This is a genomic window from Vibrio sp. 779(2023) (assembly GCF_033344285.1).
GTDB classification, from domain to species: domain Bacteria; phylum Pseudomonadota; class Gammaproteobacteria; order Enterobacterales; family Vibrionaceae; genus Vibrio; species Vibrio alginolyticus.
Map to the genome: position 1 here is coordinate 177,602 of NZ_JAWPOM010000007.1, position 19,569 is coordinate 197,170.

Annotated in this window: 17 protein-coding genes; 11 read left to right on the plus strand and 6 right to left on the minus strand. The window is 45.6% G+C overall.

The annotated features are described in order from the left end of the window. Positions 1-284: 284 nt before the first annotated feature. From recB to R8O70_RS11425, 4 genes are all read left to right on the plus strand, one after another. Positions 285-3,959 (plus strand): exodeoxyribonuclease V subunit beta, encoded by a 3,675-nt coding sequence (gene recB / locus R8O70_RS11410; protein ID WP_085569852.1) that lies wholly within the window; start codon positions 285-287, stop codon positions 3,957-3,959. Further along, the gene (gene recD / locus R8O70_RS11415) at positions 3,959-6,106 is read left to right on the plus strand and encodes an exodeoxyribonuclease V subunit alpha (RefSeq protein ID WP_213912248.1); all 2,148 of its coding nucleotides are present in this window, start codon (positions 3,959-3,961) and stop codon (positions 6,104-6,106) included. Before recB ends, recD begins: the two co-directional genes overlap by 1 nt. Positions 6,107-6,262: 156 nt before the next feature. Continuing rightward, on the plus strand, positions 6,263-6,658 hold the full coding sequence (locus R8O70_RS11420; RefSeq protein WP_238966866.1) for a hypothetical protein: 396 nt from the start codon (positions 6,263-6,265) through the stop codon (positions 6,656-6,658). Positions 6,659-6,661: 3 nt separating this feature from the next. After that, complete coding sequence (locus R8O70_RS11425) at positions 6,662-7,033, plus strand: hypothetical protein (protein WP_031780957.1); 372 nt, start codon at positions 6,662-6,664, stop codon at positions 7,031-7,033. A 48-nt stretch (positions 7,034-7,081) separates the two neighbouring features. Here the strand turns inward: R8O70_RS11425 and R8O70_RS11430 are convergent, their stop codons facing one another. Next, on the minus strand, positions 7,082-7,270 hold the full coding sequence (locus R8O70_RS11430; protein ID WP_005380230.1) for a hypothetical protein: 189 nt from the start codon (positions 7,268-7,270) through the stop codon (positions 7,082-7,084). A gap of 417 nt (positions 7,271-7,687) precedes the next feature. After that, positions 7,688-9,025 carry an amino-acid N-acetyltransferase gene (gene argA, locus R8O70_RS11435; protein WP_012841478.1) on the minus strand — a complete coding sequence of 446 codons (1,338 nt, stop codon included), beginning with the start codon at positions 9,023-9,025 and terminating at the stop codon, positions 7,688-7,690. Between the two features lie 162 nt (positions 9,026-9,187). Between argA and R8O70_RS11440 the strand changes: the two genes are divergently transcribed. The 5 genes from R8O70_RS11440 (at position 9,188) to R8O70_RS11460 (ending at position 13,598) form a co-directional block, all read left to right on the plus strand. Beyond that, entirely contained in the window at positions 9,188-9,643 is a 456-nt protein-coding gene (locus R8O70_RS11440) for a DUF2850 domain-containing protein (protein ID WP_250654377.1), read from the plus strand. Between the two features lie 273 nt (positions 9,644-9,916). After that, positions 9,917-11,020 carry a murein transglycosylase A gene (mltA, locus tag R8O70_RS11445; RefSeq protein ID WP_258624912.1) on the plus strand — a complete coding sequence of 368 codons (1,104 nt, stop codon included), beginning with the start codon at positions 9,917-9,919 and terminating at the stop codon, positions 11,018-11,020. A gap of 99 nt (positions 11,021-11,119) precedes the next feature. After that, positions 11,120-11,929, plus strand: a complete 810-nt coding sequence (gene tcdA / locus R8O70_RS11450) for a tRNA cyclic N6-threonylcarbamoyladenosine(37) synthase TcdA (RefSeq protein WP_005380241.1) — start codon at positions 11,120-11,122, stop codon at positions 11,927-11,929. Between the two features lie 19 nt (positions 11,930-11,948). Continuing rightward, positions 11,949-12,377 (plus strand): cysteine desulfurase sulfur acceptor subunit CsdE, encoded by a 429-nt coding sequence (gene csdE, locus R8O70_RS11455; RefSeq protein WP_053809816.1) that lies wholly within the window; start codon positions 11,949-11,951, stop codon positions 12,375-12,377. A 309-nt stretch (positions 12,378-12,686) separates the two neighbouring features. After that, positions 12,687-13,598: a GGDEF domain-containing protein gene (locus R8O70_RS11460; RefSeq protein ID WP_154205086.1), complete on the plus strand. Its 912-nt coding sequence runs from the start codon at positions 12,687-12,689 to the stop codon at positions 13,596-13,598. 42 nt (positions 13,599-13,640) lie between these two features. Here the strand turns inward: R8O70_RS11460 and csdA are convergent, their stop codons facing one another. The 4 genes from csdA to R8O70_RS11480 form a co-directional block, all read right to left on the minus strand. Continuing rightward, entirely contained in the window at positions 13,641-14,852 is a 1,212-nt protein-coding gene (csdA, locus tag R8O70_RS11465) for a cysteine desulfurase CsdA (RefSeq protein ID WP_258624909.1), read from the minus strand. Beyond that, complete coding sequence (locus R8O70_RS11470; RefSeq protein WP_006742560.1) at positions 14,852-15,451, minus strand: DJ-1 family glyoxalase III; 600 nt, start codon at positions 15,449-15,451, stop codon at positions 14,852-14,854. The genes csdA and R8O70_RS11470 overlap by 1 nt, the downstream gene beginning before the upstream one ends. After that, on the minus strand, positions 15,448-16,338 hold the full coding sequence (gene panE / locus R8O70_RS11475) for a 2-dehydropantoate 2-reductase (RefSeq protein WP_085569840.1): 891 nt from the start codon (positions 16,336-16,338) through the stop codon (positions 15,448-15,450). The genes R8O70_RS11470 and panE overlap by 4 nt, the downstream gene beginning before the upstream one ends. Before the next feature lie 108 nt (positions 16,339-16,446). Further along, positions 16,447-17,292, minus strand: a complete 846-nt coding sequence (locus tag R8O70_RS11480; protein ID WP_005391741.1) for an outer membrane protein OmpK — start codon at positions 17,290-17,292, stop codon at positions 16,447-16,449. Positions 17,293-17,615: 323 nt separating this feature from the next. On the opposite strand from R8O70_RS11480, the gene R8O70_RS11485 reads away from it, so the two are divergent. Further along, complete coding sequence (locus R8O70_RS11485) at positions 17,616-18,212, plus strand: LON peptidase substrate-binding domain-containing protein (protein WP_017636020.1); 597 nt, start codon at positions 17,616-17,618, stop codon at positions 18,210-18,212. After that, positions 18,209-19,567, plus strand: coding sequence for a DUF4397 domain-containing protein (locus tag R8O70_RS11490; RefSeq protein WP_318184188.1), 1,359 nt, complete (start codon positions 18,209-18,211; stop codon positions 19,565-19,567). Before R8O70_RS11485 ends, R8O70_RS11490 begins: the two co-directional genes overlap by 4 nt. Positions 19,568-19,569 lie beyond the last annotated feature (2 nt).

Sequence of the window (19,569 nt, forward strand, 5' to 3'; positions counted from 1 at the left end):
AGAAAATCATTATTTTTTGTAGGGCGTTCGCTGTACGGCCACAAGGTCAGAGGGACCATGATACTTTTGTTTAATTCATTTGAGTTGTGCCGCCAAAAGGGTTTGGCTTATCTCGTGGGGCGCATACTAACGGTACGTCTTATGGATAACCGTGAGAAAGATCTCACAAAGCTCTAAATTATCCAACTTGTTAAACTTATTAATAGAATTTTTAACTATAGATCACATTTATTAGGTGATACGTCCTAGTAAATAATCCGGAGAGATTCAGCGTTATGGATCAAATGTCAGGTGCAGAGTGCCCTCTACATACGTTAGACCGCACAGAGCAGCCTCAACCAACGCCACTAGAACCGATGACATTTCCTCTGCACGGTGCGAGGTTAATCGAGGCATCAGCAGGTACAGGCAAAACCTTCACTATTGCAGGTTTATATCTGCGTCTTTTGCTTGGTCACGGCAGCGCGGAAACTCGACATCGCGTACCGCTTACGGTCGACCAAATTCTGGTCGTAACCTTTACCGAAGCGGCAACTGCGGAATTACGCGATCGTATCAGGGCAAGAATCCATGATGCGCGAATCGCGTTTGCGCGTGGACAGAGTTCCGATCCGGTGATCCAACCTTTGCTTAATGAGTTTGACGATCACAAGCAAGCCGCAGAAATTTTATTGCAGGCAGAGCGTCAGATGGACGAGGCGGCAGTCTACACCATTCACGGTTTTTGCCAACGTATGCTAACGCAAAATGCGTTTGAATCTGGCAGCCGATTTAATAACGAGTTTGTGACCGATGAAAGTCACCTAAAAGCGCAAGTTGTAGCCGATTACTGGCGCCGCAATTTCTACCCATTGCCATTTACTTTGGCGGGAGAAATCCGCCAGCTATGGGGCTCTCCATCTGCGTTGTTGTCTGACATCAGCAATTACTTAACCGGTGCGCCGTTAAGCCTTTCTGTTCCAGCAATGAAAGGCAGTTTGGCTGATCTTCATACTGAAAATCTGAAAAAAATTGATGGATTAAAAGCACAGTGGCGAGAAAGCCAAGATGACTTCTTAACGCTAATTTCAGATTCAGATATTAACAAACGTAGCTATACCAAAAAGTCTCTGCCGACGTGGTTGGAGGCGGTAAACGCTTGGGCGGCAACGGAAACTACAGGTTACGATTATCCAGACAAGCTGGAGAAATTCGCGCAAAACGTCTTGTTGGAAAAAACACCGAAAGGCAGTGCGCCGCAGCATGCAGTATTTGAAGTCATTGAAACATTTCTTGCCAACCCAATCAGCTTAAAAGCGCCACTGCTTGCTCATGCAATTGAACATTGTCGAGTGATGCTGGCTAACGCGAAAAATCAAAAACAGTGGCTCTCTTTCGATGATTTGCTAACGCAACTTTCTGCTTCTATCGATACGGACGAAAGCGAGCTTTTAGCGGCGCGTATTCGTACTTTGTATCCCGTCGCAATGATTGACGAATTCCAAGATACCGACCCGCTTCAATACAGTATTTTCAGCCGTATTTATCTGAACAACCCGGAATGTGGTTTGTTTATGATCGGGGACCCCAAGCAGGCGATTTATGGCTTTCGTGGCGCAGACATTTTCACTTATATCAAAGCGCGTAACCAAGTAAGTGCCCACTACACGTTAGGAACCAACTGGCGTTCTAGCGCAGATATGGTGCAGGCGGTAAACCAAGTATTTGCTTTGCCAGACAGTCCATTTATCTATGATTCGGATATTCCGTTCTTACCCGTTAGGTACAGTCCCAATGCCGAAAAACGCATTTGGACTATGGGTGGCCAAAAGCAACCGGCGCTGACTTATTGGTTGCAAGAAGCGGACGATAAACCGCTACCAAAAGGCGAGTATTTGACTCGAATGGCAGAGGCGACCGCAAGCCAAATCCAAACTATTTTGACGCAGGCTCAACAGGGGCAAGCGTGTCTGGTGAATGGCGAAAAACAGAAAGCGGTTCAAGCGGGCGATATTGCGGTGTTGGTTCGAACAGGTAGCGAAGGTCGCATGATCAAACAAGCGTTGGCTGATCAAGGCATTGCCAGCGTGTACCTGTCTAACCGAGACAGTGTGTTTACCAGTTCAGTGGCGCAGGATTTACAGCGTTTGCTGCAAGCGGTGCTGACTCCAGAAAATGATCGTGCGCTGCGTGCAAGTCTTGCCTCTGAGCTATTTGCCCTCGATGCAGCAAGTTTGGATGCGCTTAATAACGATGAAGTAGTGTGGGAAAATGTCGTAAACGAATTCAAAGAATATCGCAAATTTTGGGTTCAGCGTGGTGTGCTGCCGATGTTGCGCGCGGTGATCAGCAAACGCCATATTGCCGAGCGATTACTAGAAGAAGGTGCGAGTTCACAGGGTGAGAATGGTGAGCGAGTACTTACCGATTTAATGCACATCGGTGAACTGCTTCAACAAGCCAGTAATGAACTGGATAGCGACCACGGTCTGCTGCGTTGGCTCGCTCAGTCTATCAGTGATGCGGAAAACGGTTTGGGTGGCAGTGATGACCAAATCCAACGTTTAGAATCGGAACGTAACTTAGTGCAGATCGTAACTATTCACAAATCAAAAGGCTTGGAGTATGACCTCGTATTTCTGCCGTTTGTGTTCAGCTATCGAGAAGCCAGCGAAGCCAAATATTACGATGCAGCCAATGACCGCACGGTACTGGATATCACTGGCAACGATGCGTCCATGAAGCAAGCGGATAAAGAGCGTTTGGCGGAAGACTTACGCTTGATATACGTGGCACTAACGCGTGCTGTGTATGCGTGTTTTATTGGAGCCTCGCCTTTGCGCAATGGTCGTTCGACCAAAGAGCCAACTGGCGTACACCGCAGTGCGATTGGCTATTTGATTCAGAATGGTCAAGAAGGTGGCATTAACGATTTGCACCAAGGTTTAACAAAGCAACAAGACGAGCTTGATTGTGTCGTCGTGGCCGATCCGCCGCAGAAACTCGAAGAGAAGTACGTAGCGCCACAAGAAGAAGTACACGATCTTAGTGCGAAAGAACTGCAAAACCCTATCGACAGAAACTGGCGCATCACCAGTTACTCTGGCTTGGTCAAGCAAGGCTCTCATCACGCCGAGCATGATGCCACGATTGAGATTACAGGTTTCGATATCGACTCATCTGAAGAACAAGACGAAGCGGATTTGGTGGAGCCAGAGCGTTCGATTTTTACCTTCCCTCGTGGTGCGCGTCCGGGTACGTTCCTGCACAGCCTGTTTGAGGAAATTGAATTTACTCAGCCAGCCACGACGGAAGAGAATACACAAATCATCCTTGGCTTGATGGAAAGCGAACAGCTCGATGAAGAGTGGTTGCCCATTTTACAGCAATTGATTGATACCGTACTCGCAACGCCGTTGGATGGTAAATCTTTGCTGCTGAATCAAAAAGCACCGTCGCAACGTTTGGTGGAGATGGAGTTTTTGCTGCCGATTGAAGTTTTGTCTGCACCGGCGTTAAACCGAGTCATTCAACGTCACGATCCGTTGTCGGCGAAAGCGGGGGATTTAGGTTTCCAAACCGTGCAAGGCATGCTCAAAGGTTTTATCGACTTGGTGTTTGAACATCAAGGTAAATACTACGTGCTTGACTGGAAATCGAATCATCTTGGCGACGATGTGACGAGCTACCATGGTGAGGCTCTGAAATCGGCGATGGCGGATCACCGCTACGATTTGCAGTACCAGATTTATGCGTTAGCACTGCATCGTTTCCTACGCAGCCGATTGGCGAATTATCAATATGAGCAGCACTTCGGTGGCGTGTATTACTTGTTCTTGCGCGGCATGGATGGGCAGAGTGACCACGGCATTTTTGCCGCGAAACCAACCTTAGACTTCTTACAAGAGATGGATCGTTTGATTGATGGTCAAGCACTTGAAACGCGCTCAACTCAAGCCGGGCAGATGGAGCTACTTTAATGACGACAAATCGCAATCTTCATTCTGGCCAAGATAGTCTATTGGTAGTGCTGGAACGCTTGGCGCACAAAGGTGCTATTCGTCAGCTCGACTACCAATTCGCCTGCTTTATTGATTCTCAAGCGCATGATGAATCGTCGGACAGCCAAGCATTGGCGTTTATCGCTGGTGTTGTCAGTAGTGAGCTCGGCAAAGGACATATCTGTCTGTCTCTGTTCGATGCACAAGGGCAATCTGCGGATTTAGCCAGTAAGTTAGGGCTGTTTGGTGAGTCGGCATTGGCGCTCAACACACAGTTGCAAGGCATAGACTGGATTCAAGTATTACAAAATTCCAGCGTGGTCGGCGCGCAAGGAGAAGCCTTGCCTTTAATGTTCGATGGTGAGCGTCTGTATCTGCATCGCTATTGGCATTATGAAGTGACACTGGCGGAAAAGCTCAATCAGTTGGGCGCCGCAGTTAACTTGCAACCACAAGAGTTTGCGCGATTATCCGAGTTGCTCAACCATTTGTTTGCACGCCAATACCATTTTCTGTTTAACGCGTTAGGTAAAGCAGTAGAAGCGGGAAACAGTAACCAAGTGTTGCGTCAGCAACTGGTGTGTGACCACCTTGATGTGGTCGCAAGCGAATCGTTGGATTGGCACGCCATTGATTCCGTACTTAGCAATGCGCGCAAGGTTCAGGATTTACAAACACTGGATGAACTCGTGCCACTCTCGGCTTGCGTGAACTGGCAAAAAGTCGCGGCGGCAGTTGCGTTAACCCGTCGATTTGCTGTGATTTCTGGTGGCCCAGGTACGGGTAAAACGACGACAGTAACCAAATTGCTTGCTGCTTTAATTGAACAGGCGACGCACGAGAAAAATCTAACCATCAAGCTGGTGGCCCCAACGGGGAAAGCGGCGGCGCGATTAACCGAGTCCATTGGTAAAGCAGTGCAAGAACTGCCAGTTTCTCCGGAGCTAAAAGCCAAAATTCCGACTGAATCGAGTACCTTACATAGGTTGCTGGGCGCGATTCCTAATAGCGCAGAATTTCGTCACAACAAGCAAAATCCACTGCATTTGGATATTTTGGTTATCGACGAAGCGTCGATGGTTGATTTACCAATGATGTACAAAGTGGTCGATGCCTTACCGAAACATGCGCGGCTGATTTTGCTAGGTGATAAAGATCAACTTGCCTCAGTTGAAGCAGGGGCAGTGTTGGGTGATATCTGTTCGTTCCATGCGTTGGGTTATGGCAAAGAGCAGGCGTCAGCCATCGCAAAACTGACGGGCTTCGATACTTTAGCCCATACGGGTAACAGTGCCTCCAGCATTGCCGATAGCTTATGTATGCTGCAAAAGAGCTACCGATTTGACGCTCGCTCAGGCATTGGTCAGTTGGCAAAAGCGGTTAACTCAGGTTCTGCTGCGAGCGTAGATAACGTCTGGGCGCGTGACTTTTCCGATATCGAACATTTCGCACTAAGTAGTCAACATTACAACCAAATGATGCAGACGTTGGTGCAGGAATACGGTCGTTACCTCAAACGCATTGGACAACAGGAAACTGATCCTAAAACCGGAGAGCTAGAGTCGCTAACGCACAAAGCCAAAGCGGTGTTAGATACCTTCAACCAATGCCGATTGCTGTGCGCGATCCGTGAAGGTGACTTCGGTGTGGCTGGGCTAAACCAACGCATCGAGAAAGCGCTCGCGGCGCGCAAGTTCATTCAAGTTCAGGATGAAATTTGGTATCACGGCAGACCCGTCATGGTTACGCGTAATGATCATGGTTTAGGTTTGTATAACGGTGATATTGGTATTTGCATGCGAGATGACAGTGAAGAAGAACCGCGTTTGAAAGTCTTTTTTGAGTTACCTGACGGCAGTGTGAAATCGGTCTTGCCAAGCCGAGTACCTGAACATGAAACGGCTTACGCTATGACCATCCATAAATCGCAAGGCAGTGAATTTGATTACACTCTGATGATTTTGCCACCAGACTTTAGCCCGATATTAACCCGTGAGTTGATTTACACAGGCATTACCCGCGCGAAAAAGCGTTTAGCTCTTTATGCCGAACTCAATGTCCTGAAGCGAGGCATTAAGGTGAAAACGACTCGTGCGAGTGGGTTAGTAAAGCGGCTTACTAATTAATTTTTACTTGTGATTGTGACATTTTCGAAGATGGTTCTTTGTGGCGGGTCTTATATTTGCCATTTCGTTTTCATGCAAAATGGATTGTTATTGAGTAAGGCTCTTTCTTAGCGATATATTTCTCCTTTCTCATTCACATATCAAAGGCAGCTGAATATGGGATTGCTCGACTCGTCTTTTCTAACCTTCTTTATCGCCGGAGGAGGCACGTTTTTATGGTTCGTTATTATCGGAGCAATTTTTATATTTTTTATACCACTAAAGGTGAAGCGGTTTGCTTTTAATCCGAAACATTATTCAGAAGTAGAGTTAGCTTTAGTCTCGGGTTTTCACTTTGGTGCTTTAGTACATGGTGTAGGCTTAGTTGCGGCGGTCGCTTTACCAACTTTAGCGAGGAGAAGGGGCTTTGCTGATATTCATCAAGTTTGCTCCGGTCTATTCATCGGAATTTGCCGTATTTATAAGCGTTTTATTGCTTCTAGCTATGATCACTTTAGGCTCAATGGTGGTTTGGATGTCTATTACTTGAGAGCTGGAATAGAAGGTCGGTGAAGTTTGCAGTTATTAGAAGTTTCTTTTATTACATTTTTTGTTGCAGGTGCTTTGTTAGTTTTTTGGTACCTGATAGTAGGTATTTTGCTTATTGTTATCACGCCGCAAAAAGTAAAGCACTATGCGTATACTAGTGAGCACTATACAGATATTGAGCTTGCTTTAGTTTCTGGATTTCACTTTGGGGCCTTAATACATGGATTAGCTCTTGTTGCCGCAGTTGCATTTCCTAAGTTGGCCAAAAAAAGAAAGCTAACAGATATTCGTAGAGTTTGCCCAAAGTGGTTCATAAGTATTGGGCTAGTGTACTGGACTATTTTAATCTTTATCGTAGTCACTATTTTTGCATCTTTGTTAGCTATGATTTTGTTTTGAATTGATTACGTACGTAAAAGAAGACCGAGCTTATGGCTCGGTCTTCTTTTATGCATGTTTTGCAAACGCATTGGTAAAAGACACGCTGCGTATTTTGTATTGCTGTTGATAAGCAAGAATAAAATCTCGGATAGCGTCATTTACGGGGAAAACACAGTGGACGTCTAGGCCTTCTAAAAACTGATTGTCAGCCATATCCCAGAAGCTTTGAAGCGAATTACAAATGATTGTTCTCATAACAGTGCTCGTCTCGGCTTATTTAAAGTCAGATTAACAACTGTCCTTGGTGTGCAATACGGAGCTAACTAGTTTTTCAATTGCCCAGTATTTTAGGGTGAAGGCTACATTACATCACCTAGATCCATTCGTATTGGTTAAAAACCAATCACTAGCGAGCAGAGTATAGCCAACCAAATGTATATTTAAAAGATAAAATTGGAACAAAAATCAAGCAATGGTTTGCGCATATCTAAGTTGGGTTTACATGATGACCCGCTAGTCCGGAGTAGGGGTTATGTGTGGCCTTACTCCTAAACAAACTCGTTCCTAAACAAGCTCGATGTGCAGGGTTGAGCGTTAATGAACTAAATCCTGCCCTTTGAGGTTAGTTGGTATAGTGGAACGTTAAGTTTCGCTCCCTGATTTAAGGTTAAGCTATAAATCTAACGCTAAGATTTTGGACTTACGCTGGAAGTTATATAACCCTTGTTTGGCTCCAGGCAAATAGTCGACACTGACTTCGTAAAAACCTTGCTCTCTAAACCAATGCAAACTGTGTGTCGTGAGGACAAAAATCTGATCAATGGTTTCGGATTTAGAACGATGTTTCATGTAGTTGAGCAGTAACAAACCTCGGTTTCCATCACGATAGTCAGGGTGAATCGCTACGCAAGCCATCTCAGCTTTACGTTCCTCTGGGTATGGATAAAGGGCAGCACAGCCAATAATCAAGCCGTCTTTTTCGATGATGGTAAATTTTCCTATCTCTTGCTCTAGCTGCTCTCGAGAGCGCCTAACGAGTACACCTTGTTCTTCTAAAGGGCGAATGAGGTCTAAGATACCGCCAATATCGTCAATATTAGCTTGCCTCACTTGTTCAGCACTCGCCATAACAACTTGGGTACCGATACCGTCGAAAGAGAACAACTCCTGAATTAAGGCGCCATCTACTTTATAACTGATCAAGTGGCTACGAGGTACTCCGGCACGGCAAGCGGCAATAGAGCCTTTAAGAAAGCGCAGTGTCCCAGTGTTGTAATCTAGGTCAGGAGACGTATTTTCAGAAAGCGTTTTGATGACATGCTCCGCCTCAATTGGTAGTAACTCGGCGACAGCATTGCCGTTGTCATCAATGACACCTTGTTCGGAGCAAAAACCAATCAGCTTATCCGCACCCAGCTTTATCGCTAGTTGGGTGGCGACTTCTTCCGATAATAAATTGAAGCACTCGCCAGTCACAGAGCTAGCAATGGGACCTAGCAGAACAATTGAACCTTGATCAAGAGTGCGATTAATCGCGTCGGTGTCAATGCGGCGAATACGTCCACTATGGCAATAGTCCACACCATCATCAACGCCGAGTGGTTGGGCAATGATGTAGTTTCCGCTAACGACATTGAGCTGGGTACCTGCCATCGGAGTATTGTTGAGGCTCATTGATAGGCGCGCAGTAATCGCAAGCTGAAGTTGTCCGGCAGCTTGCATAACAACAGATAAAGCCGATTCATCCGTAATGCGGATATTTTTGTGGTAAGGCGTAGTGAGGTCTTGTTTTTCTAGCAGCTGATTAATTTGAGGACGTGCACCATACACCACCACGACTTTGATTCCGAGGCTGTGCATGAGTGCGATATCATTAATAATATTGCCAAAATTTTTGTGTGCGACGGCTTCTCCGCCCAGCATGATCACCATGGTTTTTCCGCGGTGAGCATTGACATAAGGTGTTGATTGACGGAATCCTTTTACGAGAGCAGTACTACGAATTTTCACTACAGTCATCCTTTTGTCTAATTATGTTAAAATAATGCCTTTTTATTCATTGAGTGGCAAGGCGAAATTTTGGAATAAAGCACAAACATATTGAGGTAGGTTCTTGGTCCCGTTAAAAGGGAAGGTTACAATGGGTGCGTCTTTCCTCAATACGTGAACCTCATGTCTTCTGCTGTTAATAAGAATGCTGCGATCACTGCTTCCAATCTGTCAAAAACGTCATCTAAATCAATGCTTCGTAAGTGGCTAGAGCGTTCTCTCATGCTTATAGCGATAGTTGGAACCGTTGTCGTGTGCATGCTGTATAGTGATTTGATTACTCGAACCATTAATCCGCCCATTCCCAAATCGACAATTTATGGTCGCTGGGTTGAGCAAGATGTTGCGCCTTATGCTCGTGAAGAATTTGTGTTGAGTGAGCGCGGTGTTACCGTAAATGGTTCTACAGTGGCGACCAGTTTTGAATTCGATGGGGATTCGTTTTCGTATCGAGTGGGTTCAAATGAGCGGCACTTCAATTTTGTTGGTAAGCAGCATGCAGAAATGAAGCTGAATGCCAATGCACATTATCTACCTGTATTCCGTTTAGAGGGGCGTGCAAGGATTGCGGTAAGATAGTCGTTTTTATCTTTGTCTGTTAAGCAGAGATCTCTTGCGTCTGTGAGTCACATGGATGATCACAATTTCATCTCTCAATCAGTAAATCTTACTTTCAAACATAATCCGGACAATTCCGTAATTCTTCCGCTGCTATCATGTTGCATTAACTGAATGAATTCACAACGAGTAAACGGATTGGCTTAGCGTTGAAACATTTTGTCGTTGCTTTTCAATTGCACCGTATGCATTTGTTTGCCATCCTTTTGCTATTCTCTTTTACGGAAAAGACACGTGTTAAAAAAACTCCTTCCTATTATCTCTTTGAGCCTACTCTTTGGCTGTGCTCAACAAAATGATCGTGCTCAGCAATATCTTGATGGTGAGTTTCCTCAGATCCTCAATCAAGTGGATGTGGTTGAGTCTAACAAACCACGCGATTTTACTGAATTTAACAAGCAAGCTGAGCAAGTGGTGATAAAGTCACCATCCATGGCGAAGATTTACCAACCACTTTACCAAAGACTGAGTGAGTGGGCGCAGCAAAGCGGAGACACCAGCGCGTTGAGTGCGTTTGGCATTCAAGCTGCGCAATTGGGTGGTGGTGATAAAAAAGGTAATGTGTTGTTTACCGGATACTTTTCTCCCGTGATGGAGCTTCGTCATACACCAAACGACATTTTTAAGTACCCAGTTTACGGTAAGCCGAACTGCACATCAGATTGTCCGACTCGCGCGGAGATCTACAACGGGGCATTAGATGGTCAAGGTTTAGTGCTTGGTTATGCGCCAAATCGTATTGACCCGTTTATGATGGAAGTGCAGGGCAGTGGCTATGTGCATTTTGAAGATGATGATACGTTGGAGTACTTTGCGTACGCAGGGAAAAACAACAAAGCTTACGTCAGCATTGGCCGCATTTTGATTGAACGTGGTGAAGTGCCGCGTGAAAAAATGTCCCTCAAAGCTATTAAAGAGTGGGTGATGGACAACGACGATGCGACAGTGCGCGAGTTGTTGGAGCAAAATCCTTCTTACGTTTTCTTTGCACCAAAAGCGGAAGCGCCTGTAACAGGCTCGGCTGGTATTCCGTTGTTGCCAATGGCCGCTGTCGCGGGCGATCGTTCAATCTTACCAATGGGCACGCCAATCTTGGCGGAAGTGCCGTTGTTGAATGCCGATGGTACTTGGAGCGGTGCTCACCAACTGCGCATGCTGATCGTGTTGGACACAGGTGGTGCGGTAAAACAAAACCATTTGGATCTGTATCATGGCATTGGTGCTAGAGCAGGGACAGAAGCTGGGCATTACAAGCATTTTGGTCGAGTGTGGAAACTTGGGCTGGAAAACTCACCAACTCAAGCGCCTTGGGCTTTACCGCCAGAAAAGCTACAATAGCCATCCAAGAAAGAGGAACCCCCTCTTATCTAGACATTTCATCAAAGAGTGCGTATAAATCGCACTCTTTGTTTTTCTATCGATCATCTGGACTTCAATATGCGTGAACTCGATACCCCAGCATCTGACAGCTACAATCAACGCTTTGGCGGCACTCGTCGTCTTTATGGCAACAGCGAAGTAGACATTCTTCGCGCTGCACACGTTTGTGTGATTGGTATTGGTGGCGTAGGTTCATGGGCGGTGGAAGCGCTGGCTCGTACGGGGATCGGTGAGTTGACTCTGATTGATATGGATGATGTTTGTGTCACGAATATTAACCGCCAAATTCATGCGATGACGGGCACCGTTGGCCAAAGCAAAATTGAAGTGATGGCCGAGCGTGTCAAATTGATCAACCCAGAGTGTAAAGTCAATCTGATTGATGATTTCATCACGCCAGACAATCAACATGAGTACTTAAGCAAAGAGTTTGATTACGTGCTAGATGCGATTGACAGCGTAAAAGCGAAGGCGTCTTTGTTGGCGTATTGCCGCAGCAACAAGATCAAAGTGATCACTACGGGGGGCGCTGGTGGTCAGGTTGACCCAACGCAGATCATGGTCGCTGATTTAACGAAAACGATCCAAGATCCTCTAGCGAAGAAAATCAAAGACACTTTGCGTCGTCATCATAACTTCCCTAAGAATCCGGCTCGTAAGTTTGGTATTGATTGCGTGTTTTCAACCGAGCAGCTGAAGTATCCTCAAGCAGACGGTTCAGTGTGTGGTGTGAAGTCGACAGCGGAAGGCCCAAAACGTATGGATTGTGCTAGCGGTTTTGGTGCGGCGACTGTTGTAACTGCAACGTTTGGCTTTGTCGCGGTATCGCGAATCGTTGAGAAGTTGATTTCAAAATATAAGAAGTAAACTAGAAGAAGAGCGCATCATGACAGATTTTCCCGTTTCTCCATTTGGTACAGATATCACCAGCGAAGACATTGTAGCGACTATGCAGCAATTTAAAGGCTGGGAAGATCGTTACCGTCAGGTTATTCAGTGGGGTAAAAAGCTGCCACAAATGCCAGAAGAGCTGAAATCAGAACAAGTTACCGTTTCGGGTTGTGAAAGCTTGGTGTGGTTAGTGAGCCAAGAGCAAGATGGCGTTTGGCATTTTTGTGCGGACTCCGATGCGCGTATCGTCCGTGGATTGATTGCCTTGGTGATGGCGGCTTATGACGGAAAAACGGCCGATCAAATTCAAGCATTTGATATTGATGCTTATTTTGATCAGCTGGGGCTTGTCTCCCATTTAAGCCCGTCACGTGGTAATGGCTTGAAAGCTATTGTAGAGCAGATTAAGCAAACCGCCGTGTAACGAGTCATTTTCCCAATTCTTAAAAAACGCTGAATAGCCTAGCTGTTTGGCGTTTTTTGTATCTGAGTTGAGATATTTTTTGCATATGGATAAAAAATATGCAAATGGTCGACTATTTTAGCGTTAATTAACCATTCTATTGATCCTGGTTCATTATATTGCCCACTTGGTTTTTATAAACTCAATTGTATTTAAAATTTGTCTATATTAGATAGTAGACATATGCCTCATTCGCTCCTGTTCCCCAATGCTGACACGCATTTGGAGGCGATTGGGATATTTAGGTACAAACGCTAGGAACCTCCCTATATGCAATTCACCTTGGAACATGCGCAAGACGTGTTATCCGGAATGCCAGACCCCACTTTTATTCTGAGTGAAGATGGTATCTATATTGATGTTTTTGGAGGAACAGATAAAAAAGCCTATCACGATGGAAGCAATTTGATAGGTAAGACACTTCACGGCGTACTTGAAAAAGATAAAGCCGACTGGTTTATCGAACAGATAAATCGGTCACTGAAACAAGACAGTATTGTGACGATCGAGTACAAGATGTGCGCCGACAGCATTCAGGGAATAGATGCTAACAGTGGGCCAAGAGGCGACCTATACTACGAAGGCAAGATCTGCCCACTCGCTATAAAATACCGAGGTCGTCGCGTTGTCCTTATTCTTACACGCAACATCTCCAATCGCCACCGAGTTGAAACCCTTCTTCGCCATCAAAGCCAAATTGATGCTCTTACCAACATCTACAATCGACGTGTCTTTTTCGAAAAGCTCACAGAAGAGGTCATTAAAGCTCAAGAGCCGAACTATCACTCCGCGTTGTTATTGTTTGATTTGGACTTTTTTAAAGTCATCAATGATAAACGTGGTCATGATGCGGGGGATTATGTCTTAGAGACCTTAGCTGATTTGGTTTCTCACTTACTCGTCAAAGACGAAATTTTTGCAAGAGTCGGAGGGGAGGAGTTTGCGATTATTTTGCCAGAAACTTCTCTGTCGGCGGCGAAAGAGGTAGGAGAGGAAGTACGTTCCCACATTCAAAATTGTCAGTTCGAATTTGAAAAGATTGAAATTCCGGTCACGGTGAGTGTAGGCGTGGTGGAAATAGGCAGAAATGAAACCACCAAACGTTTGTATGCGCATGCAGATAAAGCGCTTTATGCTGCGAAAAGAAATGGCAGAAATAGCGTGGCGACTCTGGATAGGTAGATGGAGTAACCTTGTTGGTTACTCCAAATCAAACCGTTGGCGTTATAGCATGTCGACGGCTTTTTCTACGGCGGCGATGAGTCTATCCACATCTTCAGCCGTGTTATAAATACCAAAAGAAACGCGTACCGTGCCTTTAACGTTTAGCGCATCCATCAATGGGTGAGCGCAGTGGTGTCCTGCTCGTACCGCAATGCCTTGTTGATCGAGCAGTGTCGCCATGTCTTGGTGATGAACGCCGTCCATGACGAACGTCAGTACAGAGGCATTCAGCTGATAGCCTAGAATATGAATGTCATCCAAAGCGCTTAGTGCTTGGTAGGCCTTATCCTGAAGCGCATGGAGATGAGTCTCTACTTCATGATGGTCAAAACCTTGGTACCACTCAATGGCTTTCGCTAGAGCAATCGCGCCCGCAACGTTTGGTGTGCCCGCTTCAAATTTTCCAGGAAGTGCAGAAAACGTCGTTTTTTCGAAAGAAACGCGTTCAACCATTTTACCGCCGCCGTGCCATGGTGGCATGGCTTCCAAAAGTTCAAGCTTGCCGTATAAAACCCCAATGCCTGCTGGTGCATAAAGTTTGTGACCTGAGAAAACGTAGAAATCGATATCTGATGTCGATAAATCAAGTTGCTCATGTACGATGCCTTGCGCGCCATCAACTACAACAACCGCGCCAACGTTGTGCGCCAGTTCAGTGATTTTTTCGATAGGTTGGCGTGTGCCTGTTACGTTGGTTATTTGTGCGCAAGCAACAATTTTACAGCGGTCAGACAGAAGCGCCTCAAATGCACTGATGTCGAACTGACAATCTGATGTCATCGGAACTTTAATGACTTTAGCACCCGTTTGCTCTGCCACGATTTGCCAGGGCACGATGTTGGCGTGGTGCTCCATCTCGCTAATTAAGATCTCATCACCTGGTTGTAACGTGCTACGGGCGTAGGTTTGAGAAATTAAGTTCAGTGCTTCGGTTGCGCCCCGTGTCCAAATGATTTCCTTAGAGCTGTTTGCACCAATAAAGCTTGCCACTCGTTCTCGTGCCGCTTCAAATTGGCTGGTGGCATTAGCCGTTAAACTATGGCTGCCACGGTGAACATTGGCATTTTGCGCACTGTAGTAATGACTGATGACATCAATCACACATTGCGGTTTTTGCGTTGTCGCTGCGCTATCTAAATACACTAAGGGCGTATCGTTGACGGATTGGTTTAGAGCAGGAAATTGCTCGCGTACAGCATTTACGTCAAACATTATTCTTCACCAAGCTTGTGGTAGTGCAGAGTAGGCAGAGGGATCATTGGTTCAGCAACTGACCATGCGTGTTTTTTACCTGAGAGTTGAATGATTACTTCCATCGCGAACTCTAAAGCTGTACCCGGACCTTGACTAGTGATCAGGTTGTGGTTGATATCAAAGGTCACGCGTTTGCTGCGCCACTTCTCTTCCGGGATATGTGACTGAAAGCTCGGGTGACAGGTCATCAGTGATTGTGGGAAAAGATCATGGTGTTGCAATACCAACGCCGGTGCTGCGCAGATAGCTGCGACCAATTTTCCCTCATAGATGTGCTGCTTAAGGATTTCTATCATCACCGTACTATCACGAAAAATTTCTGCACCACCAACACCACCAGAAAGCGCTATGGCGTCAAACTCATCATCAGCGATATCGACCAGTTTACAATCGGCTGTTAGTGTGACTCCGCGAGAAGCTTTCATCGTCAATGAGCCATCAAAAGCAGCACTCGCTACCGTAACGTCATAACCCGCGCGAACCATCATGTCGATAACGGTGACGGCTTCCATTTCTTCGGTGCCTGGAGCGATTGGCACTAAGATTTTCTTACTCATTGTTCTGTCCAGCTTTGTTCTATTTGTTTGATGCGTTGGTAAAGTTTTAAATTCTCAGGCGTATTGATGCGATGTTTCTCGGCAGCCTTTAACAAGTATCCGGTTATAAAATCAATTTCCGTTCGACGCTGATGGAATACGTCTTGTCTCATTGAAGAATAGTTCTCAGCTGTGGCGTTCACCACTTGCATTACCGTATCGAAAAGAGAGCGAAACTCGATAGCAATACCTTCTTTACTCATTACTTCAACCAGTTCTTGAGTGATGCTTTCGAGTTGTATCTTAAACTCGGGCTGCGCAAGCTCACCATTCTTACACTGCTGAATCGCAGTCAGCGGGTTAATCGCGCAGTTAATTGCTAACTTAGTCCATAACGCAGATTGGATGTGTGGATTCCAAATGGCCTCTGGAAGAGCATGATGCATAACATCTTGCAGAAAAGCGCACTGCATTCCTTTGTCATTATAACCACCCACTTGCGTTGTTCCGTGACCGGTATGCAGTACGTGTTGGTTATCTGGTTTGTATGCGCCGTGCGTCGTTGTGGCGAGCACGATAGGATTGTTTGGCAGAGCCTTCTCCACGCCAGAGGCGGTACCCATACCATTGTGCATCAGCATGATAATCGTGTCTGCGTTGATATGAGGCAGTAAAGGCTGAATGGCGTCTTCCATTTGCCAAGCTTTTACCGTGATCAAAATGAGATCTGCTTTATTTACGGAGGAAATATCTTGATTACTGAATACGATTGCGGGTGTGTCATCCAACTGAAGTGATTGTTGGCTTTCAGAACTTCTTCCCCACAATGAAACATTGTGCCCGGCAAGCTTAAATTTTGTTGCCCAGAGTGAGCCCACCGCACCTGGACCGAGGATAAGGATATTCACCAAACGCTCTCATTAAAAAGGTTTGCTGCAAGGATAATGAGGGAAAAAAGGAAAGCAAATAAAAATGGCGCCGAAAGGCGCCATTTTTGAGCAAACTTAGTGGTTCAATTAGAACTTGTAAGTTACAGCTAGGTAGTGGCTTACACCAGTCGATTCTAGCTCAACACCTGGAGCGACTTGTAGACCGTCTTTTACGCCATATACTTCTTTGTATGCTTTCAGGCCGTAACCAACCGCGAAGCGATCTGAGTGCCAGTAAATGCCGTTGAACATTGCACCACCGTTTGACGCGGTAGTACCAAATTTGTTACCAGCATCATCATCCATACCGAATTGGTAATCAATGTAACCTTGGTAAGAAATGAATGAACCATTGTCGAAGAAGTAGAATGGTTTGAACCAGTTAGTCGAGATTTGGAAACCGTTCCAACCTTTGTTGTTGCCATCGTAAGTGCTGTACAGGTTTAGGCCGATTTTACCTAACCAAGGAACCATTACATCAGAACCTAAACCGATTTTCTGGTTGTTTACACCACCGTTGTTACCGCCCCATTCCATTAGAGATGCAATGTATAGCTCTTGAACTGGACCGAAAGATAGGTCTTTACCAGTTACGGCATCTAGAGACATACGTGGTGCAAATTTCATGAACATCTTGTCAGGAGCGCCATTCTCAATTGACTTATCTTGGTTATCTTTAGTCGCTAGGTTAAATACGTCTACGTAACCGTATAGGTCGAAAATACCAGAGCGACCGCCAAATTCCATTTCTAGGTAATCGTGAGCGTTGTCGTCAGCGCCTTTAACTCGTGGCATTTCATCAATTGAGTACATGTAGTTGAACTGCATCCACTTGTAATCGTTTTTGTGGATATCGCCGTCAGAGTAATCTGCCGCCATAACTGGAGCTGAAGTAGCCGCTAGAAGGCTAAGAGCTAAAAGTGATTTACGCATAAGGGGACTCTCTATGTTTGTAATGATTCAGAACACGCAATCTATGCTGCGCTTTCCAATTGGCGGGAATAATAGCGATAAAAATCCCAAATGAAAGTGATAAAGGGTGCAAAATTGAACGTTTTTGGTGAGTTGTGTCACGAAATTATCTTTATTTACGGAACTTTTTGTTTGTTGCATTTGATTGCAATAAATATGTGATTTGGATCGTTTGCGTAAGCGATTTTATGACTTTTTAAGCCAGTCGATTAACCAACATAAATCGTTAGTGATCGGAGTGATAAGGGATTCGTATGTATCCGTGAATCAAAGAGGACGTTTGAATGAAAGAAGTCATGTTATTCCCACTCACTTCAGTTGTACTCCCTGAAGGTAAAATGAATCTGCGCATTTTTGAGCCACGATATAAGCGAATGGTAAAGGAATGCAGCCTACAAAATGTGGGCTTTGGAGTTTGCCTAGTAGGAAGTGAAGGTGACCCTAAAGACGTGGGTAACGTTTCATCTATCGGAACTTTGGTCAGGATCGTTGATTTTGAAACACTCAGTGATGGCCTTCTTGGTATTACAGTTGCTGGTGAGCAACGCTTTGTTGTCAAACGCGTCCGTGCAGATGCGGATGGCTTACGTCATGCAGAGGTTGAATGGTTAGACAATTGGCAACATCTAGACAACTCACCAGATTTCTTCTTTTTAAGCCAGCAGTTATCCCATGTTTATGAAGAGTTTCCTCAACTTGGAAGCCTCTACCAGCATCGTTTTTACGATGACTCTGCTTGGGTTACTCAGCGTTGGCTTGAGTTACTACCCCTAGACTGCAATCTGTTCGAACAGCTAGTCGGCGCAGAGGACTGTATTCCTGCGTTGCAATTTCTGACAGAAGCCATAGAAGCCCCGACTAACAAAGAGGCAAGGATATGAAAGGATTTAATAAAGCTGCGCTAACTATTGTTGCGACATTAGGACTGGCGGCGTGTGGCTCCGACAGTGACACTATCGAGTATTCCAATTTACAAGCAGTGCACGCTTCTTCTGATGCGCCGCTTGCAAATGTGTGGATCAACGATAAACCATCATTAACGAATGTTGATTATGGTGTGGGATCTGGCTACGTTAAATTGCGAGAGGGGATGAATTCGATTCAGGTCGATGTACAGCTCCCAGGTAATGAAACCGCGACCGTAGTACCTAAAACAGAACTAGATCTTGATTCCGACCTCAATTATAACGTGTTCGTTGTTGGCGATGCCGATGGTTCGCCAAACCCAGTTGAGCCTTTAGTTGTGACTCGCAGCGCCGATTCAATGGCTGATGCCAATAGTCTAGATGTTCAAGTTGTTCATGCAGCTTCAGGCGTTCCTGCTGTTGATCTTTATGTCACTGAGCCAGGTGTTGCTCTTGCTAGCGCGACTCCAATAACTAACCTTGCTTACAAAGCTTCTACCGACGTATTGAACATCCCAGCTGGTGAGTATCAAGTTCGACTTGCCGTAGGAGACAGCGTTGCTTTTGACTCGGGCAAAGTATCTCTTGCGGCTAACTCCAACTTGACGATTGCCGCTATCGGCACAGGAGATTCGAATAGCACGTCACCTGTCAAACTCTTGGTGTTGGACGGTTCGGGCTCTTCTATAATTGAAGATATGGGCAGACAAGCTGAAGTAAGAGTCGGACACCTTGTCGATGGAGCGCCAGTCGTCGATGTCAACGTTAACGGGGCGGCCTTCGCTCCTCTTGCCGACTTAGCGTTCAAAGAGATTCGTGGTTATTTGGATCTTGCTGCTGGCGATTACGATATTGACGTTTACGTGGATGGCACAACAACCAATCCGATAATAGATGTTGACGGGTTAATGGTTGCAGGTGGAATGGATTACAGTGTTTATGCAGTCGGTGTTGTCAGCCCAGCGATTGATATCGAAGCTCTGGTTGTTGAAGATATGAGACGCGCTGTGGCGACTAGCGCGACATTGAATGTGACACACGCGGCGGCTAATCCTATAGCGGAAATGGTGGATATCTACCTCACTACGAGTGCAGGAATAGATGGAAGTGATCCAACTATTGCTAATTTTGCGTATAAAAATAGCGTACAAGGATTATATGTCGCTGAAGGTACATATTATGTAACGGTAACAGTGGCTGGTAACCCAAGTATTGTTGCGGTTGACTCAGCACCAGTCAATGTAATGAACGGTGTTGTGTACCAAGTCGTTGCCATTGATGATGGGAACAACGGTGGTTTCAACTTGTTGGTCGATGACGTGACCGATTAGGA

What these genes read in the sequence shown, in the direction of transcription:
- recB (WP_085569852.1), top strand. Translation starts at nt 285, where the DNA reads ATGTCAGGTGCAGAGTGCCCTCTACATACGTTAGACCGCACAGAGCAG.
- R8O70_RS11485 (WP_017636020.1), top strand. Translation starts at nt 17,616, where the DNA reads ATGAAAGAAGTCATGTTATTCCCACTCACTTCAGTTGTACTCCCTGAA.
- tcdA (WP_005380241.1), top strand. Translation starts at nt 11,120, where the DNA reads ATGCGTGAACTCGATACCCCAGCATCTGACAGCTACAATCAACGCTTT.
- R8O70_RS11490 (WP_318184188.1), top strand. Translation starts at nt 18,209, where the DNA reads ATGAAAGGATTTAATAAAGCTGCGCTAACTATTGTTGCGACATTAGGA.
- R8O70_RS11440 (WP_250654377.1), top strand. Translation starts at nt 9,188, where the DNA reads ATGTCTTCTGCTGTTAATAAGAATGCTGCGATCACTGCTTCCAATCTG.
- R8O70_RS11430 (WP_005380230.1), bottom strand. Translation starts at nt 7,270, where the DNA reads ATGAGAACAATCATTTGTAATTCGCTTCAAAGCTTCTGGGATATGGCT.
- R8O70_RS11470 (WP_006742560.1), bottom strand. Translation starts at nt 15,451, where the DNA reads ATGAGTAAGAAAATCTTAGTGCCAATCGCTCCAGGCACCGAAGAAATG.
- R8O70_RS11480 (WP_005391741.1), bottom strand. Translation starts at nt 17,292, where the DNA reads ATGCGTAAATCACTTTTAGCTCTTAGCCTTCTAGCGGCTACTTCAGCT.
- csdA (WP_258624909.1), bottom strand. Translation starts at nt 14,852, where the DNA reads ATGTTTGACGTAAATGCTGTACGCGAGCAATTTCCTGCTCTAAACCAA.
- csdE (WP_053809816.1), top strand. Translation starts at nt 11,949, where the DNA reads ATGACAGATTTTCCCGTTTCTCCATTTGGTACAGATATCACCAGCGAA.
- recD (WP_213912248.1), top strand. Translation starts at nt 3,959, where the DNA reads ATGACGACAAATCGCAATCTTCATTCTGGCCAAGATAGTCTATTGGTA.
- R8O70_RS11420 (WP_238966866.1), top strand. Translation starts at nt 6,263, where the DNA reads ATGGGATTGCTCGACTCGTCTTTTCTAACCTTCTTTATCGCCGGAGGA.
- R8O70_RS11460 (WP_154205086.1), top strand. Translation starts at nt 12,687, where the DNA reads ATGCAATTCACCTTGGAACATGCGCAAGACGTGTTATCCGGAATGCCA.